The organism is Alkalimonas amylolytica (genome assembly GCF_900107845.1).
Classification (GTDB): domain Bacteria; phylum Pseudomonadota; class Gammaproteobacteria; order Enterobacterales; family Alteromonadaceae; genus Alkalimonas; species Alkalimonas amylolytica.
On sequence record NZ_FNRM01000014.1, the window covers coordinates 39,501 to 56,675 of the forward strand.

At 52.0% G+C, this 17,175-nt stretch carries 15 protein-coding genes; 5 read left to right on the forward strand and 10 right to left on the reverse strand.

Annotated elements, in window-relative coordinates; genetic code table 11:
• Positions 1-34: 34 nt before the first annotated feature.
• From BLW37_RS17800 to ccoN, 8 genes are all read right to left on the reverse strand, one after another.
• Positions 35-712, reverse strand: a complete 678-nt coding sequence (locus BLW37_RS17800) for a sulfite exporter TauE/SafE family protein (protein ID WP_091345336.1) — start codon at positions 710-712, stop codon at positions 35-37.
• Positions 699-914, reverse strand: coding sequence for a cbb3-type cytochrome oxidase assembly protein CcoS (gene ccoS / locus BLW37_RS17805; protein WP_091345339.1), 216 nt, complete (start codon positions 912-914; stop codon positions 699-701). Before ccoS ends, BLW37_RS17800 begins: the two co-directional genes overlap by 14 nt.
• On the reverse strand, positions 911-3,292 hold the full coding sequence (locus BLW37_RS17810; protein ID WP_091345340.1) for a heavy metal translocating P-type ATPase: 2,382 nt from the start codon (positions 3,290-3,292) through the stop codon (positions 911-913). The genes ccoS and BLW37_RS17810 overlap by 4 nt, the downstream gene beginning before the upstream one ends.
• A 7-nt stretch (positions 3,293-3,299) precedes the next feature.
• Complete coding sequence (locus BLW37_RS17815) at positions 3,300-3,785, reverse strand: FixH family protein (protein ID WP_091345342.1); 486 nt, start codon at positions 3,783-3,785, stop codon at positions 3,300-3,302.
• Positions 3,786-3,851: 66 nt separating this feature from the next.
• The gene (gene ccoP, locus BLW37_RS17820) at positions 3,852-4,829 is read right to left on the reverse strand and encodes a cytochrome-c oxidase, cbb3-type subunit III (protein WP_091345344.1); all 978 of its coding nucleotides are present in this window, start codon (positions 4,827-4,829) and stop codon (positions 3,852-3,854) included.
• Positions 4,822-5,010, reverse strand: a complete 189-nt coding sequence (locus BLW37_RS17825) for a cbb3-type cytochrome oxidase subunit 3 (RefSeq protein ID WP_091345345.1) — start codon at positions 5,008-5,010, stop codon at positions 4,822-4,824. The genes ccoP and BLW37_RS17825 overlap by 8 nt, the downstream gene beginning before the upstream one ends.
• Positions 5,011-5,015: 5 nt before the next feature.
• The gene (gene ccoO / locus BLW37_RS17830; protein ID WP_091345347.1) at positions 5,016-5,627 is read right to left on the reverse strand and encodes a cytochrome-c oxidase, cbb3-type subunit II; all 612 of its coding nucleotides are present in this window, start codon (positions 5,625-5,627) and stop codon (positions 5,016-5,018) included.
• Positions 5,628-5,637: 10 nt separating this feature from the next.
• Positions 5,638-7,068: a cytochrome-c oxidase, cbb3-type subunit I gene (gene ccoN, locus BLW37_RS17835; protein ID WP_091345348.1), complete on the reverse strand. Its 1,431-nt coding sequence runs from the start codon at positions 7,066-7,068 to the stop codon at positions 5,638-5,640.
• Between the two features lie 369 nt (positions 7,069-7,437).
• On the opposite strand from ccoN, the gene BLW37_RS17840 reads away from it, so the two are divergent.
• A complete protein-coding gene (locus BLW37_RS17840; RefSeq protein ID WP_139243752.1) occupies positions 7,438-7,770 on the forward strand; it encodes a hypothetical protein in 333 nt (110 codons plus the stop codon).
• On the opposite strand, the gene BLW37_RS17845 is transcribed toward BLW37_RS17840, so the two are convergent.
• Positions 7,767-8,621, reverse strand: a complete 855-nt coding sequence (locus tag BLW37_RS17845) for a D-hexose-6-phosphate mutarotase (protein ID WP_091345352.1) — start codon at positions 8,619-8,621, stop codon at positions 7,767-7,769. The two genes, BLW37_RS17840 and BLW37_RS17845, sit on opposite strands and share 4 nt — an antisense overlap.
• A gap of 13 nt (positions 8,622-8,634) precedes the next feature.
• Positions 8,635-9,639: a type I glyceraldehyde-3-phosphate dehydrogenase gene (gene gap, locus BLW37_RS17850; RefSeq protein WP_091345353.1), complete on the reverse strand. Its 1,005-nt coding sequence runs from the start codon at positions 9,637-9,639 to the stop codon at positions 8,635-8,637.
• 165 nt (positions 9,640-9,804) lie between these two features.
• Here gap and malQ point away from each other — a divergent pair, with 165 nt between their 5' ends.
• The 4 genes from malQ to BLW37_RS17870 all read left to right on the forward strand — a co-directional run bounded on the left by malQ (position 9,805) and on the right by BLW37_RS17870 (position 17,112).
• Positions 9,805-11,997: a 4-alpha-glucanotransferase gene (gene malQ, locus BLW37_RS17855; RefSeq protein ID WP_091345355.1), complete on the forward strand. Its 2,193-nt coding sequence runs from the start codon at positions 9,805-9,807 to the stop codon at positions 11,995-11,997.
• Between the two features lie 36 nt (positions 11,998-12,033).
• Complete coding sequence (glgB, locus tag BLW37_RS17860; RefSeq protein ID WP_091345357.1) at positions 12,034-14,235, forward strand: 1,4-alpha-glucan branching protein GlgB; 2,202 nt, start codon at positions 12,034-12,036, stop codon at positions 14,233-14,235.
• A gap of 2 nt (positions 14,236-14,237) precedes the next feature.
• Positions 14,238-16,301: a glycogen debranching protein GlgX gene (gene glgX / locus BLW37_RS17865; RefSeq protein WP_091345359.1), complete on the forward strand. Its 2,064-nt coding sequence runs from the start codon at positions 14,238-14,240 to the stop codon at positions 16,299-16,301.
• Between the two features lie 241 nt (positions 16,302-16,542).
• Positions 16,543-17,112: a hypothetical protein gene (locus BLW37_RS17870; RefSeq protein WP_139243632.1), complete on the forward strand. Its 570-nt coding sequence runs from the start codon at positions 16,543-16,545 to the stop codon at positions 17,110-17,112.
• Positions 17,113-17,175 lie beyond the last annotated feature (63 nt).

Here is a 17,175-nt window from a genome sequence, read left to right on the forward strand (position 1 = left end):
AGACATCCATAGTTGTCGCTATATTGGTGATAGCTTAAGAAACTAGCCGCGCCAAGGCAAGATAAACCGTATAAAAACCGTAACTGCCAAGCAGCAGGGCTGTGCTGTAGCGAAACCAGCTTTGTTGCTTTAGCTGATTCAGACGCGCTGCTAGCGTGGCAGTGAGCAGAATCGCGGGGAGCGTGCCCAGCCCAAAGGCCAGCATAATCCCAGCACCGGCGGTGGCGCTGCCACTGGCCAGGCTCCAGCTGAGCGTGCTGTAGACCAGACCACAGGGTAACCAGCCCCAGCATAAGCCATAACCAAAGGCTTTGTAGGGGGTATTCAGCGGCATTAGCTTCGTGCTGATAGGTTGAATTCGCTGCCAAATGCCTTGCCCTAATCGCTCCAGATACACCAGGGCAGTGGACAGCCTGGCAATATAGAGTGCCATGGCAATGAGAAGCAGTCCTGCCAGCAAACGCAGCCAGACCATGGAAGCCCCGCCCACTTGCATGGCAACCACGCCAAAGTAGCCAACCAGAGCACCAAAAAAAGCATAGCTGGTTAAACGGCCAAGACTCAGGAGCAACTGGAACGCAAAACGGCGTCGTGCTGACATACCTGGCATAGAAATTTGCAGCGCAGCGACAATACCACCACACATCACCAGGCAGTGACTGCTGCCAATCAAGCCAATCAGCAGGGCTGCCATCAGATCAGCGGGGTTCATGGTCACTGTTGCTGGTTGTGTCGTCTGACTGGTCGGTTAATTTTGTGTTGGCAGGAGCCTTAGGCTCATCATCAAATAAAATACTAAAGCCCTGCTTATCCAGGTCGTCGAATTGTTTGCTTTTGACGGCCCAGAAAAATATGGCCAGTCCTATCATCACAAAAAGCACGGCGATGGGGATCAAAACATAAATCACACTCATGACTTGAGTAACCTTAGTGAGTTGGACACCACCAACAAGGAGCTAAATGACATACCCAGCACGGCGATGTAGGGTGATACTAAGCCTACCACAGCCAGCGGGATGATGATCACATTGTAACCAACCGACCAGGCCAGATTTTGTTTGATGGTACGGGCTGCCAATTCGCCACCGCTCAGTAGGGTGGTCAACAGGCTCAGATCATTGCGCAATATCAGCACGTCGGCCTGATTTTTGGCCAGATCGGTACTACCTTGCAGGGTGACAGAAACATCGGCGGCATGAAAGCAGGCGCTGTCGTTAATGCCATCACCAATCATCATCACTTTTTGTTGTTGTCGGGTCAGTTGCTGGATCACCGTCACCTTTTGCTCTGGGCTGCAGCCTTTTTCCAGCCAATCAAACCCTAACTGCTCCGCGACCCGTTCTGCCTGACTGGAGCTGTCACCGGTTAGCAAACCCAACTGATAACCTTTGGCTTTGAGTGCCTGCAGCAAGGCGGGTACCTCTGGCCGCAGATCATCCTGCAACTCAATAGCCGCAAGAACCTTGTTTGCTACGCTCAGATAGACCATAGCGCCAGGGATGGGCTCGGCGTGGCAAAAAGCAGCATTGCCTACCTGAACGCGTTGACCTTGCCACAAGGCAGAAATACCAGCGCCTATGCTAATTTGTACATCGCTGAGCTCCAGCGCCTGGTGTAAATACGGCTGAAAAGCCTTGCCGATTGGGTGTTCGGAATGCCGCTCCAGATTGGCAATTAGGTTCAGCAAGCTGGCGTTATCGTGCTCTGTAGCCAGCAGATGTACTTGATGTACACTAAAGCGTCCCTGTGTCAGGGTGCCGGTTTTATCAAACACAATCTGTTGAATGTCGGGTAGCCTGTCCAGCACCTGATTGTTTTTAATCAGAATATGCTTACGGTTAAGGCGCGCCAGTGAACAAGTGATGGCGGTAGGGGTGGCCAGTGCCAGTGCGCAAGGGCAGGTGGCCACCAGCACGGATAAGGTAACCCAAAAAGCCCGGCTGGCATCAATCCAGAAGAACCAAACCAAAAAAGTTGCCAAAGCGATCAGCAGCAAGCGCTCAACAAAATACTGCGCGAGCTCATCGGTTTTCTCTGCCAGTTTGGGTTTTTGATTCAGCGTATCTTGCTGCAAAGCAATGATCTGACCCAGCCTGGACAAAGCCAGCGGCTGGCTGACCTTAACCTGCAGCACGCCATCATGATTCACACTGCCAGCCAGAACGGCATCGCCACGCGCTTTTGCAATGGGATGGTATTCGCCGGTTAGCATGGACTCATCAACACTGCTGTTGCCGTCGAAAACCTCACCATCCGCTGGCAGGGTTTCACCGGCTTTCACCAAAATCAGGTCGCCTGGCAGCAGCCGTCTGGCCGAAGTGCTCTGCGGTTGGCCGTCGATCAGCTGGGTTGCTGTCACCGGCATGATTTTTAACAGGTTGCTGGTGGCATCCCTGGCTTTGGCTCTGGCCCTGTACTCAAAAAATTTGCCGAGCTGCAAAAAGAACACAAACATACAGACCGACTCAAAGTAGACTTCGCCGGTCTCAGTCAGGGTGGCATAAGCCGATGCAAAGTAGGTGTAGTAGATGGCCAAACTGACCGGCACATCCATGTTCATTTTGCGGTTAACTATGCTGCGCCAGGCACTGGTGACAAAGGGCAGGGCAGCGTAAAACGCTACCGGAGTGGTGAGCAGCATGCTGATCCAGCGCAGGTAATCCTGATGCTCAGGGTCAATGCCAGTCCACTCACCAAAATAGAGAGCGATTGCCAGCATCATCACTTGCATTGACAAGATACCGGACACTGCCAGCCGCTTTAGGTAGCGGCCAAGCTCTGCTTTGTGTATTTTTTCTTCCTGATCAGCAGCAAAGGGACTGGCCTGATAACCCAGCTTGCTGATTTCCTGCAGAATACGGCTTAATTTCAGCTGCTCAGGTAACCACTCAATTTGGGCTCGCTGAGTACCGGAGTTCACCGTGATACCGGCAACTCCTGTTAATTGTTTTAAGCGCCGCTCTATCAGCCAGGCACAGGCAGCGCAGCTGATGCCGCTGACAGACAGCTCAATTTTACTGAGTTCGCCTTGCTTGCTGCTCAAATCGGCCAGCACATCCGGACTGTCAAAACTGGCCAGTTCTGTTGCCAAATCCGCTGGCATGGCATCGGCTTTGGTAGCAGGCTCGGTCCGAAAGCGGTAATAATCGCCGAGCCCTTGTTGAATAATGGTATCTGCTACAGCCTGGCAGCCAAGACAACAGAAAGTGCGTTGTTGTTGTTCAAATTCCAGCACAAACTGCTGGCCGGTCAGTATCGGCTCATGGCAGTGAAAACAGCGTTCAGTTGGCATGGTCTGCTTAGTAACCCAATTTCACTTCTTGCTCAGCAGGAACATCCAGCGTGACACGCAAACGCCATTCCTGGCTGTCGTCCGATACCACCAGTCGAAAGCGTCCACGCGGTGTATGTGGCAGGGTAGCGACATAAAGCAACTCACCGCTGCGGGAAGCTTCAACTTTGAAGTCATTGGCGCCCAAGGTGGTATGGTGGAAGTCCAGGTGGATGGTCTCGTCCAGCACCGCATTTTCAGCAAAGCGCACCACAGCACGGTTACCAATCACCAGCACATGCGCCTCCAGGTTGCGCAGGGCAGCTTCACGGTACTTTTCCAGTCGGTTGTTGATGGTACGGCCTTCACGGTAATAATCATCGACCACCATTTCCGGCTGATTTTGCATCATGATGTAAAAGGCCCAGCCACCACGAGCAAAGGCGATAGCTGGCAGTAGAATCAAAATCCACGGCCAGAGTTGCTTATACCAGGGTTTGGTATCGGTTTGCATCAAGGGACTCCTCGTAAAAATAAACCCCGAATCCGGGGTTTATTCTATCCTAATCCAGGGTATGGATCAGTTCTGTTTTGGCTCAGGGTTCGATAAACGATAGACATAAGCCGTTAGGATATGCACCTTGTCCTCGCCCAAGGTATGGCGGAAGGCTGGCATTTCACCGTAGCGACCTTGCACCAGCGTTTCCGTCACGTCCGCAGCAGAGCCACCATACAGCCAGATGTTGTTGGTCAGGTTCGGCGCACCGAATGGTAGGTTGTGCGCCACGCTGCCTTTACCATCATTGCCGTGGCACGCTGCACACATGGCAAACTTGGCCTGGCCGGCTTCGGCATCACGCTGATTCACAGTACGACCAGACAAGCTGAGCACAAAAGCGGTCATCTCACGAATACCTTGCTCACCCAGCGCATCTTTAAAGCCAGGCATAGCGGCTTTACGGCCATACAACAGGGTTTCTTTGATTTTGTCCGGCGTGCCGCCCCATTGCCAGTCGTTGTTGGTCAGGTTGGGGAAGCCCCGCTGACCGCGCGCATCCGAACCATGACACTGAGCACAGTTTTGCAGGAACAAGCGTTGACCAATGCGCAGTGCTTCCGGATCGTAAGCCAGATCCAGTACATCGCGCTCAGCGAATTGGCGGAATACCGGGCCATAGACCTCATCGGCACGGGCTATCTCGCGGTCCAGTTGCACATTCATGCCAGCTTCGCGGGCTGCAATGGTGGCTTGTTCCGACTCTTCCAGCGATAAAATGCCTTGATTCGAACTGGTCCAGTTCAAAAAGCCTTTGTAGTTACCAAGCCCTGGGTAAGCCGCCAAATAGAGCAGCGACCACGCCAGAGTGATGTAGAACATGTAAGTCCACCACTTCGGCAGAGGGTTGTTTAGTTCCGAGATGCCATCGTGTTCATGGCCAGTGGTTTCATCTTCAGACACACCGACGTAGTTTTTCAGGTTCCAGGTCAGCAGCACCAGGCAGCCAACCAGTACAACCAGCGTGAAAATGATGATCCAAGCGCTCCAGAAGCTACTCATGATCGGACTCCTGTTTTTGTTTTTGTTCTGGCTTTGTTTGCTCCGGCTCATCATCGAACACCAGGTTCGCTGCTTCATCGAAGTCTTTTTTCCGGCCTTTGCCGTAGGCCCAGATAATCAGGCCAACAAAACCTACAAATAAAATGACGGTTAAAATGCTGTGTAAGGTTGCAAATTCCATCGTAATCACTTCAAGTGTGTGCCCAGTGATTGCAGGTAGGCAATCAGAGCATCCATTTCAGTTTTACCTTGAACGGCTGCGGCTGCACCGGCAATATCTTCGTCGGTGTAGGGCACGCCAAGGCTTCGGAAAATCTCGAGCTTACGGGCGGTATAGCGGCCATCCAGCACACGATCAGCTAACCAAGGGTAGGCCGGCATATTGGATTGAGGCACTACCGAGCGTGGGTCCATCATGTGGGCATAGTGCCAGTCGTCGCTGTAGCGGCCACCAACACGGGCCAGATCCGGGCCAGTCCGCTTCGAACCCCACAAGTGTGGGTGTTCCCAGACATGCTCACCGGCAACCGAATAGTGGCCATAACGCTCCACTTCTGAACGGAAAGGTCGGATCATCTGGCTGTGGCAGTTATTACAACCTTCACGGATATAAATATCCCTGCCTTCCATTTCCAGTGCGGTATAAGGACGTAGCCCATGCACTGGGGTGGTGGTTTCTTCCAGATACATCAGGGGTGTAATCTGTACCAGGGTACCAAAGCTGATGGCGATGATGGTAAAGATACCCAGCAAGCCAACACTTTTCTCAATTTTTTCGTGATGATTTTTATTCGACATTGCTCGCTCCTTAGGCCACAGCTTCAGCAACAGGCTTCAGAGAGTGGTTCTCTGCACGCAGGGTTTTGTAGGCGTTGTATGCCATAACAAACATACCCACCAGCACAAAGACACCGCCTATAAAGCGCATCAGGTAGAACGGCATAGAGGCTTCAACACTCTCAACGAAACTGTAAGTCAGGGTGCCGTCGGTATTCACTGCACGCCACATCATGCCCTGCATAATACCGGAGATCCACATGGCAACGATGTAGAGCACCACGCCAATAGTATGCAGCCAGAAATGCGTATTGATCAGTTTAATGCTGTACATCCGACCTTGATTGAACAGGGTAGGGATCAGGTAATAGGTGGCACCTATGGTGATCATGGCAACCCAGCCCAAAGCGCCGGAATGCACGTGCCCAACAGTCCAGTCGGTGTAGTGCGACAACGCATTCACGGACTTGATCGCCATCATTGGGCCTTCAAAGGTCGACATGCCGTAGAACGACAGAGATACAATCAGGAAACGCAAAATCGGGTCAGTTTTCAGTTTATGCCAGGCACCTGACAGCGTCATGATCCCGTTGATCATACCACCCCAGCTAGGCACAAACAGAATAACAGACATCACCATACCCAGCGACTGCGTCCAGTCTGGCAAGGCGGTGTAGTGCAGGTGGTGAGGGCCAGCCCAGATATAGAGCGCAATCAGTGCCCAAAAGTGCACAATCGACAAACGGTACGAATACACCGGACGACCCGCTTGTTTAGGCACAAAGTAGTACATCATCCCTAAGAAGCCCGCGGTCAGCAGGAAGCCTACGGCGTTATGGCCGTACCACCACTGAATCATCGCATCGACAGCACCGGCATAAATGGAGTAGGATTTCACCAGGTTCAGTGGAATCACCATATTATTCACCAGATGCAGTGCCGCCACGGTAATAATGAAAGCACCATAGAACCAGTTGGCCACATAAATATGGCTGGTCTTACGCTTTACCAGGGTGCCAAAAAATACCACTGCAAACGATACCCAAACCACGGTAATCAGAATATCAATGGGCCACTCCAGCTCAGCGTATTCTTTTGATTGCGTGATGCCAAGTGGCAGGGTGATGGCAGCCAGTACAATCACCGTTTGCCAGCCCCAGAAGGTGAACATAGCCAGCTTTTCCGCAAAGAGCCGGACCTGACAGGTGCGTTGCACGATGTAATAAGCAGTCCCCATCAAGGCACTGGTACCAAAAGCGAAAATGACCGCATTGGTATGAAGAGGACGGAGACGGCTGTAAGTCAGCCATGGAATGTCAAAGTTCAGGGCAGGCCAATACAATTGGGCTGCAATCAGTACACCTACCGCCATACCGACAATGCCCCAAAGGATGGTAGCAAGGGTAAAGAGGCGGACAACGCTATAGTTGTAGTCAACTTCTAACGATTTAGTCTGGCTCATATCGAGTTCCACTGCAGTTTCGCTGGTTACAAAATATCCACTTGCGGGAAGTGGCCCTTTTTTTATCACTCAAAGCCGATACACACGTCACTGTGCAGTACCCACTTTGGGCTATTCTGGGTGCGGATGATAAAGTTTTCACTTTGCAAAAGATAGTTGAATCCGCCGCTTTTATGATTTAGAACAAAGTCCTTGTTTACTAAGTAAACAAGTGTAGGTTATCTTGGCCGTCTTGCTGTATTCGATGTAGAATCAGCTGCCTTTCTTTAGCAAATGGGCTTGGTACCATCCATGGTGAATGCCACACAGCTTCGTGTATGCATATTGTTATGCTGTATCTTAAATGCAATAGGCTGCCAACCAGCGCAAGTGACTGATCAATCCGAGCTTTTGCTCTATGATAGCACAGCAAAGCAGCTGTCGATAAGCCCTGCCAGCATTCCTGTCGAATCAATTCTTACTTTACAGCTGCAATCGGTGGAAGCTATTGCTGCCATCACAGCGGAGGTGACGGGTGTTTCCATGTACATGGGCCGAGTGCCTATTCGCTTTCGTCAAATCGAAGCAAGCTTATGGCAGGCAGAGTTTTTACTAGGGGCCTGTACCGATCCTAATATGAAGTGGCGATTGGAGCTGCACATACAATACACGGATGGTCGTGAACAGCTGATTACGGAGCTGTTTCAAAGCAGCTGGCGTTAACCGCGGCTTGCTGGGCTGCGAGAAAGGGTTTGTCTGAGCTGCAAAGGAGCCGCTTGCCAGTCGAGCCGGGTCGTTTCCACACAAACAAACTGCTGATAACCATCATCCGCTACGTCTTTTAAAGCACGGCTTTTGGCTGCAGCAGGATTCCACAGCACCGAGCTGTCATGGCCTGATTGCTGCAGATAGACCCTTTGGCCAGCATCCTGCAGCAACAGCTTTGTTCCAGCTTGCAGGTAGATGCGATCGGTTTCCCCCTCCAGGCGGGCCGGCTCGCAGCCATCTTTGCGCGTTTGCTGGCTGACTTTATCCAGATAATGAGTACCAAGACCACGAACGCTCAATTGCTCCAGCTGATTGAGGCGAAAGTAACTGTGCAAAGCCGCCTGTTGCGGCAGTGCCTGGTCACAGCTTAACGTGATCTGCAGCGTATCCTGGTTCAAACAGACGTTAAGTCGCAGTTCGGTTGGGGTAGCACAGTGCGGTAAGTCAGTAAAAAGGCAGTGCAGTGTGAGTGAAGCGAAGGTTTCGGTACACTGTTGTTGTTTCAGTTGCCAGTGGCGGGTTCGGGCAAAGCCATGCGCTGGCTGTGAAGTAGCGTCAGGAATAACCGCGGGATCAGCCGGCCCAAACCAGGGCCAGCACAGCGGGATACCACCACGAATGGCTTGTTGCTGCCAGTTTGCCTTGGGCGATAACCATAACAGTTCATCGCCAGGACTTGGTTGGTAAGACAACAGCTGGGCACCATAGCTGCTGATAACCGCACTGGCAGCTCCAAACTGCAACTGCCAGCAAGGCAAGTCGGTCAGATGGGCAAAACCATGCTGTTGCCGGATGCTGCCTGGCATCAGTGCTATCCTGTTATTTCATCATCTGGACGGTGTTGTCCAGCATGCGGTTGCTAAAGCCCCACTCATTGTCGTACCAGGACATCACTTTGACCAGACGACCATTGACCCGGGTTTCGCTGGCATCAAAGATAGACGACATTGGATTGTGGTTAAAATCGACTGAGACCAGTGGTAAATCGTTCACTGCCAGTGCTTCATTTAATGGCGACGTTGCCGCAGCCTTACGGATGATATCGTTGACCTCCTCGATGCTGGTGTTGCGACCGGCGATAAAGCATAAATCCACCAGGGAAACGTTCAGGGTAGGGACCCGTACCGCCAAACCATCAAATTTACCCTGCAGTTCAGGTACCACCAAACCAACAGCTGCCGCGGCGCCGGTTTTGGTAGGGATCATCGACATAGCCGCAGCCCGGGCACGCCGGACATCGGTATGGTACACATCGCTTAACCGTTGATCGTTGGTGTAGGCATGGATGGTGGTCATCAGGCCGGATTCAATGCCAAGTGCATCATTCAACGGCTTGGCAATAGGAGCCAGGCAGTTGGTGGTGCAGGATGCATTGGAAATAATGGTCATATCCGGGGTAATGATGTCGTGGTTGACCCCATAGACAATGGTTGCATCCACATTTTTAGCCGGGGCTGAAATAATGACTTTTTTGGCGCCGGCTTCCAGGTGGGCCCCAGCGGTCTTGCGATCTGTGAACAGGCCGGTACATTCCAGCACCACGTCTACCTGTAGTTCTTTCCATGGCAAATTAGCTGGGTTACGCTCACTTAAAGTACGGATCTCATCTTTATTGACGAAAATCGCGCTGTCAGAATGTTCAACCTGAGCCGGAAAAATACCATGAGCTGTGTCATACTTCAGCAGGTGCGCATTGATGGCGGCATCGCCTAAATCATTGATCGCGACAATTTTAATGTCGTACGACTTATTCGTTTCATACAGAGCCCGTAAGATATTACGGCCGATACGGCCAAAACCGTTAATAGCAACACGAATGGTCATAGAGCACCCCTTGGTTAAACGTTATTTTGTAGTAAAATTACATTATTTGGCGAAATATTCAAGCGATAAATGCAGTTGCATACGAATTCTTGTAATTAAATAACGCAAAAAGCCTGAATTCAGAGTATTCTCAGCATAGCAAAGAAAATAAGCAGGAAGGACGCCATGAATAAAGCGCTCGTACAGCAGGCTTTGGAATTTGCCGGCATTGAAGCCAGTTACACCGATGCCTATGGCCAGTTGCTTCACGTCACTGAAGCCAATCTATTGGCCTTACTGGCTGCGCAAGGCTTTGATGTCTCGGATGAAGCAAGCCTGAGCCAGAGTTTGCAGCAACAACAGCAAGCACTGTGGCAACAACTTTTAGTGCCGGTCTCGGTGCAGCAGCAAGATCAGCCACTGCATCTTGAGCTGCGTGTGCCGCTGGCGCTGGCCAATGAGGTACTGAAACTGAATCTCATCACTGAAGCGGGAAAGCAGCATCGTTTTTCGCTCACACCGGTCGATGGGGAGCTGCTGCAGGTCTATCAGCACGATGAACAGGAATACCATCTTTACCAGCATGCCATCACGGTCCATCTTGAACCAGGCTATCACCGGCTGCGGGTGACCAGTCCGGCAGCGCTGAAGTGCGAGCAGTCGCTCATTGTGACACCGGTCCGCTGTTTTCAGCCAGCTGCTTTTGCTGATAACAAGCAATGGGGGGTCAGTGTCCAGCTTTATGGTTTGCGCTCAGAGCGCAACTGGGGTATTGGCGACTTTGGTGATTTGCAACAGCTGCTGCAATTGTTGGCCGGGCAGGGTGCAGACTTTGTTGGCCTGAATCCGATCCATGCGCTGTACCCGGCTATGCCGGAACATGCCAGCCCTTACAGTCCTTCTTCCCGGCGTTGGCTCAATTGCATTTATCTTGATGTGACTGCTATGCCAGGTTATACCGAATCTGCTGAATGTCAGCAACGGGTCAATGCGCCTGCTTTTAAAGAGCAGCTGGCTGAACAGCGTAATCGCGACTGGGTCGATTACAGCGCCGTGATGCAGTTAAAGTTGCCGGTGATGCACGATTTGTATCAGTGGTTTGTTGAGCATGCCAAGGCGGATGAACAAGCCGCATTTGCCGATTTTAAGCAGGCTGGCGGCGATAGTTTGTACCAGCAGTCCTTGTACGATGCTTTGCATGGCCATTTGTATGCCCAAAGTAGCCAGCACTGGGGTTGGCCGAGTTGGCCGCAGGAGTACAAAGATCCAGCCTCTGCTGCGGTCAAAGCCTTTGCGAAAGAGCAGGCCAGTGCGCTGGATTTTTATGCGTACCTGCAGTTTTGTGCTGATCGGCAGTTAGCAGCGGCCCAGCATGCGGCCAAAGAGGCAGGTATGTTGCTGGGTATTTATCGTGATTTGGCGGTTGGAGTCAGTGAAGCCTCAATGGACATTTGGGCTAACCCGGACCTGTATTGCCGTGATGCCAGTATCGGAGCCCCTCCGGATCCGTTGGGACCGCAGGGCCAAAACTGGGGCTTACCGCCGATGTCGCCCTTGCCGTTGTTTCAGCAAGGCTACCAACCATTTATTGACCTGCTACGGAGCAATATGCAGCATGCTGGTGCACTTCGCATCGATCATGTGATGGCTTTGCTGCGACTATGGTGGGTGCCCAAAGTCGCTGAAGATGCGCGGGGCGGGGCTTATCTGTATTACCCGATCATGGACTTGCTGGGCATTTTAGCACTGGAGAGTCAGCGCAATCAGGTGCTGGTGATAGGGGAGGATCTCGGCACTGTACCGGATGGCATTCGCGATTTGTTGCAGCAGCACGGCGTCTATTCGTACCGGGTGTTTTTCTTTGAGCAGGCCGAAGATGGCGGATTTATTTCCCCGGCCCATTACCCACAGCAGGCGATGGCCACCCTTTGTACTCATGACTTACCAACGCTGATAGGGTTTTGGCATTGCGATGATTTAAAGCTTGGCGAGCAGCTTGGCCTCTATCCGGATTCGGCCCAATTGCAGCAGTTGTTTGAGCAGCGCCATCGCAACAAGCAACGCATTCTGGATTCTCTGCACGGCCATGGTGTCTTACCACAGGATTATCCAAGTCAAGTCGACCAGGTGGGGATGGAGCCGGTATTGGCCCGGGCCTTGCAATTACACCTGGCAAAAGGACAGAGCCAGTTACTGTGTTTGCAGCTGGAAGACTGGATGCAAATGACCCAACCGGTGAATGTACCTGGCACCAGCGACGAGTACCCGAACTGGCGGCGTAAGCTCAGCCAGACACTCGAGCAGCTGGCAGAGCAGCCTGACCAACTGGCGTTGATGCAACAACTTAGCCAGGCCCGGCGTGACTGGCTTTATCAGTAAACCATGTGAATAACGGATAACGAAAAAGGAAGCAGGATGATTCAGGCGCTAGACTTGGCAGCAGTACGTTGTGCACAACCATTTTCTTTACTGGGCTGGCAGCCCAACTGGCAGCCAAATAAGGAGCAAGAGCAGCAAAAAGGCTGGCTCATCCGCTGTTACCTGCCAAAGGCTGATCAGGTAGAAGTTCTGGATTTAGCCTCAGGGAAATCCCTTGGCGTCTGTCAGCCGGATCCCGAGGTGGCAGGGCTCTTTAGCTTAGTGCTGCCGCGCAAGCGTAAAACCACGCCTTACCAATTGCAGGTAACCCAGGGTAAGCATCAGTACCGTCTGGTCGACCCTTATCAGTTTCAGCAGGAGGCCTACCATGCGGTGCATTTTGTCCACAGCCAGCCACAAAACCTGTACCGCCAGCTTGGTGCGCAGCTGATTGAACTGGAGCCGGGCAAGCAGCAGCTTAAGGCAACCCGCTTTGCTGTCTATGCGCCTAATGCAAGCAGTGTAAGCCTGATTGGCGATATGAACGATTGGGATGGCCGTTGCCACCCGATGCAGAAAACCGACTGCGGTCATTGGGTGCTGGTGATGCCGGAAATTGCTGCCGGGGTGCGTTATAAGTTTGAAATCAAAGACCGGCAAGGGCATCTGCTGCCGCATAAAGCCGATCCGGTCGGTTTTCTGGCCGATCAGTACCCATCCCATGCGTCTCAGGTGTATGACCATAGTCGTTACCAGTGGCACGATCAGGATTGGCAACAACGGAAGCCAGTACCGCATTATCAGGCGCCGATGAGTATTTATGAGCTGCATTTGGGCTCCTGGCGGCGCAAAGACAACAACGAGCCGCTTAGTTACCTTGAGCTAAAAGAGCAGCTGATCCCGTACTTACTGGATATGGGCTACACCCACATTGAATTGCTGCCGGTGATGGAGCATCCCTTCGATGGCTCCTGGGGTTATCAACCGCTGGGCTTGTTTGCGCCCAGCTCGCGTTTTGGCAGCCCGGATGAGCTTAAAGCCCTGGTCGACGCCTGCCATCAGGCTGGTATCGGGGTGATCCTCGACTGGGTGCCGGCGCATTTCCCGGACGATGGCCATGGCCTGGCACGGTTTGATGGCAGCGCGCTGTATGAATACGAAGATCCACGCCGGGGCTGGCACCCGGATTGGAATTCCTGCATCTACGATTTTGGCAAAGACACCGTCCGGCATTTTCTGGTTGCCAGCGCCTTGTACTGGCTGGAACACTTTCATATCGATGGCCTGCGGGTCGACGCTGTGGCATCCATGCTGTACTGGGATTACTCACGAAAAGCGGGCGAGTGGATCCCCAATGTGGATGGTGGCAATCACAACTACGAAGCCATCAGTTTACTGCAATGGCTCAATACCGAAGTCTACCGACAGTTCCCGAATGCCATCACCATTGCGGAGGAGTCGACCTCCTTTGCCGGTGTGTCCAAACCGGTGGATCAGGGCGGCCTTGGCTTTGGCTTTAAGTGGAATATGGGCTGGATGAACGACAGCCTGCGTTATATCAGCAAAGACCCGGCTTATCGTAAGTTTCATCACAACGATTTGACCTTTGCCATGGTGTACCATTACAACGAAAATTTTGTGCTGTCGTTATCGCACGATGAAGTGGTGCACGGCAAAGGCAGTTTGCTGCACAAGATGCCGGGCGATGAGTGGCAGCAAGCCGCCAACCTGCGGGCCTATATCGCTTATATGTTTGCCCATCCTGGCAAAAAGCTGCACTTTATGGGCATGGAGTTTGCGCAGGCATCGGAGTGGAGCCATCAGCGCAGCCTGGACTGGCACCTGCTGGATTACGACAAACACCGCGGCATTCAGCAACTGTTTCGCGATTTAAACCTCAGTTACCAACGCTGTGCGCCCTTGTATCAGCTGGATTACGATAACAGGGGCTTTGGCTGGCTGGATCACAACGATGCCGAGCATTCGGTGCTAAGCTTTTACCGGCAGGATGCAGCCGGTGAGCGCATCTATGTGGTCAGTAACTTTACGCCTGTTCCGCGTAACCAATATCGGTTAGGTGTTGCCACAGAGGGAGACTTTGACGTGATCCTAAATACCGACAGCAGCTACTATTGGGGCAGCAACTTTGCCGTTGGCACTGTCATACCGGCTGTGTCTCAGTCTCATCAGGGGCAGCCCGCCAGTTTGGTGCTGGACTTGCCGCCGTTATCCACTTTGTATCTGCGGCGCCGGGGTTGATGATGGGACTCCAGGTGCCTTTGTTAAAAGCACAGGTTGGCCAGCCCAAACCGCTCGGCCCTTCATTGCAGGCCAATAACAAGTGGAATTTTGCGGTCTATGCCCCGGATGCGACAGCCCTTACCCTGTGGTTATTCCAGGCTGACACCGAAGAGCCCATCGCTGAACTGGCGTTTACCGGTCGTACCGGCGATATCTGGCACCTGGCGGTGGCCGGTATTCCGGCGGGCACCTTGTATGCACTGGCCGCGTCCGGTGACAACAAACCGGTGCACGGCTTGCGCTTTGATGCAGAGCGCTTGCTGATAGACCCTTACTGCAAGCGCCTGAACCGGCCCCAGCGTTTTCAGTCGCACTTGTATCAGCAAAAAAGCCCGTTATTTATCAGCAAAGGGGTGCTGGCACACCATGACTTTGACTGGCAAGGCGTCGCTAAGCCGCAGATCCCGACCGAACAAACTATCATCTACGAAGCCCATGTCAAAGGCTTAACCATGCTGCACCCTGATGTGCCGGAAAAGTTACGCGGTACCTATCTTGGTTTATGTCACCCTTCGATTATCAAGCACTTACAACAACTGGGCATTACCAGTATTCAGTTGTTGCCGGTGGCCAGTTTTATGAGTGAACCCCGACTTGAAGCCATGCAGCTGAGCAATTACTGGGGCTATAATCCGGTCAATTTTTTTGCCCCTGATCCGCGCTATCAGCTGGAAGATGCGGTCAGCGAATTTAAAACCATGGTGCGCACCTTCCATCAGCATGGCATCGAAGTCATTCTGGATGTGGTGTTTAATCACAGTGCAGAAGCCGGCGACGATGGCCCAATATTGAGCTTTCGTGGCCTTGCCAACCGGCAGTATTACCTGTTTCATAACCATGCCGATATCACCGATTATCAGAGCTATTGTAACTTTACCGGCTGCGGCAATACGTTGAATGTGGCTCAGCCGGTGATGCAGAAACTGGTGATGGATGCGTTGCGTTACTGGCTGACCGAAATGCAGGTGGATGGTTTTCGCTTTGACTTGGCGGTGACGCTGGGGCGTGAACACAAGCGCTTTAATCCGTATGCCGCTTTTTTTCAAATCATTGCGCAAGATCCGGTGATCAGTGAAGCCAAGTTAATCGCTGAACCCTGGGACGTGGGGCCTTTTGGCTATCACCTGGGGCAGTTTCCGGCGATTTGGGCAGAGCTCAATGACAAATGCCGTGACAGCTTCCGCGCTTTTTGGCGCGGCAATAAAGGCAGCCTGGCCGAATTTACCACCCGGCTGCTGGGCTCGCGCGATATCTTTCAAAAGCACCGCATGCCGGCCAGTTGCAGCGTCAATTATCTGTGTTACCACGATGGTTTTACCTTGCAGGACCTGGTGAGCTATGAGAAGAAACACAACTGGCTAAACGGCGAAGAAAATCGCGATGGCCATGGTCATAACCTCAGTTGCAATCATGGGGTGGAAGGGCCAAGCCGTGAGGCAAGTATCACGGCTAAGCGTTATCAGCACAAACGCAACCTGGCGGCGACCTTGCTGCTGAGCCAGGGCATGATCCATTGGCTGGGTGGGGATGAGCTTAGCCACAGCCAGCGCGGCAACAACAATGCCTATTGTCAGGACAACGACATCAGCTGGCTGAGCTGGCAACTGGACAGTGAGCAGAAGGATTTTCTGCAGTTTGTGCAGCAACTGATGGCGCTGCGTAAGCGCTACCCCTGTTTGCAGCAACTGTCGCTGCTGGATGAGCAGTATCAATTGCATGGCGATAAGCATCAGGTGCAATGGTATTTGCCCAGCGGGGAGCTAAAACAAAGCCACGACTGGCATGATCCGGAGCGGCTTTGCTGTTTGTTCAGTATTCGCAATATGCGTGATGGTGCCAGCTTGTTGTTTGTGTTTAATGCCGCCCAGCATGAACAAATGATCAGCCTGCCAGCGGGCGACTGGTGTTTGTTGTTTGATACCGCGCTCGATAAGGGTTTGCTGCAAGCAGCCAACCGGCACCACGGCCAGTACCAGCAGCCTGCTTTTAGTATTTCGTTGTGGCAGTTGCATCTGGCCGGGTAACCAGCGCCAAAGCCAGGCGCCACCTACTTTGATGAATAAACTGCGGTTGGTTAAATTGCTGTGATCAAGCGACGAGCAAAGAAAACCCCTGCTTTTTACACCTTCAATTCCCCAGTCTGTTATTAAGTTGTTGATTTAGCGAGAGGTGTTCGTTAGATTGAAACAATCGGAAACAGATAGAAGGGAAAATCCCGTGTGAAAAGAAGGGATTTTCCAAACTATTAAGCTGTTAGGTGGATATGTGAAATTGACCATAGTGTTCTGTATGGGCCTTTTTTTAGTCGGCTGCGCTGCGATAAAGAATGACTATTTTCCTGAGTGGAAGGAGTTGGATTCCTTTAAAAGGGAGTGGTTTTCAGAACATTTGCGTGCAGCACGAGAAAATCCGATAACACTACCGACTGAAAATGAAATATATAGGTTTACCTGGCTACGAAGTTTTCATGCACCAATAATTGTTCGAGTCGAATGCAATGAGAAGTGTATTTTAAATGCTAAGCAGTTATCTGGCGCAGGTGGATACTCGCCTGGGAATGTACAGTTTAAAAACAAGCGTGAACTTACAACAGAAGAGGCTAGTAAACTTAGAAGTGTCGCCGAGCGGCTCGATAATTGGGTATATAAGCCCGATGAAGAAATTATCGGCATGGATGGTGCTCAATGGATATTTGAAATGGCTAACAGTAATAGATACCAAGCGTGGAACCTCTGGAGCCCTGGTGGCGAGAAGGCAGCAGAAACTTATGTTGATATGTGCTTGTACTTACTAAATCTTACAAATTTCAATATAGAGAAGAGTAATGCTTACTAAGCAGTTGCCACCTAACAAGGCGCACCACTCGCTCCCTGCGGTCGCTGGGACGCCAACCCGCTG

Bases quoted from the DNA above. Each gene is read 5' to 3' on its own strand.
- malQ (WP_091345355.1), top strand. From the start codon at position 9,805: ATGAATAAAGCGCTCGTACAGCAGGCTTTGGAATTTGCCGGCATTGAA.
- glgB (WP_091345357.1), top strand. From the start codon at position 12,034: ATGATTCAGGCGCTAGACTTGGCAGCAGTACGTTGTGCACAACCATTT.
- ccoS (WP_091345339.1), bottom strand. From the start codon at position 914: ATGAGTGTGATTTATGTTTTGATCCCCATCGCCGTGCTTTTTGTGATG.
- ccoP (WP_091345344.1), bottom strand. From the start codon at position 4,829: ATGAGTAGCTTCTGGAGCGCTTGGATCATCATTTTCACGCTGGTTGTA.
- gap (WP_091345353.1), bottom strand. From the start codon at position 9,639: ATGACCATTCGTGTTGCTATTAACGGTTTTGGCCGTATCGGCCGTAAT.
- BLW37_RS17815 (WP_091345342.1), bottom strand. From the start codon at position 3,785: ATGCAAACCGATACCAAACCCTGGTATAAGCAACTCTGGCCGTGGATT.
- ccoO (WP_091345347.1), bottom strand. From the start codon at position 5,627: ATGTCGAATAAAAATCATCACGAAAAAATTGAGAAAAGTGTTGGCTTG.
- BLW37_RS17825 (WP_091345345.1), bottom strand. From the start codon at position 5,010: ATGGAATTTGCAACCTTACACAGCATTTTAACCGTCATTTTATTTGTA.
- ccoN (WP_091345348.1), bottom strand. From the start codon at position 7,068: ATGAGCCAGACTAAATCGTTAGAAGTTGACTACAACTATAGCGTTGTC.
- BLW37_RS17800 (WP_091345336.1), bottom strand. From the start codon at position 712: ATGAACCCCGCTGATCTGATGGCAGCCCTGCTGATTGGCTTGATTGGC.
- BLW37_RS17810 (WP_091345340.1), bottom strand. From the start codon at position 3,292: ATGCCAACTGAACGCTGTTTTCACTGCCATGAGCCGATACTGACCGGC.
- BLW37_RS17845 (WP_091345352.1), bottom strand. From the start codon at position 8,621: ATGCCAGGCAGCATCCGGCAACAGCATGGTTTTGCCCATCTGACCGAC.
- glgX (WP_091345359.1), top strand. From the start codon at position 14,238: ATGGGACTCCAGGTGCCTTTGTTAAAAGCACAGGTTGGCCAGCCCAAA.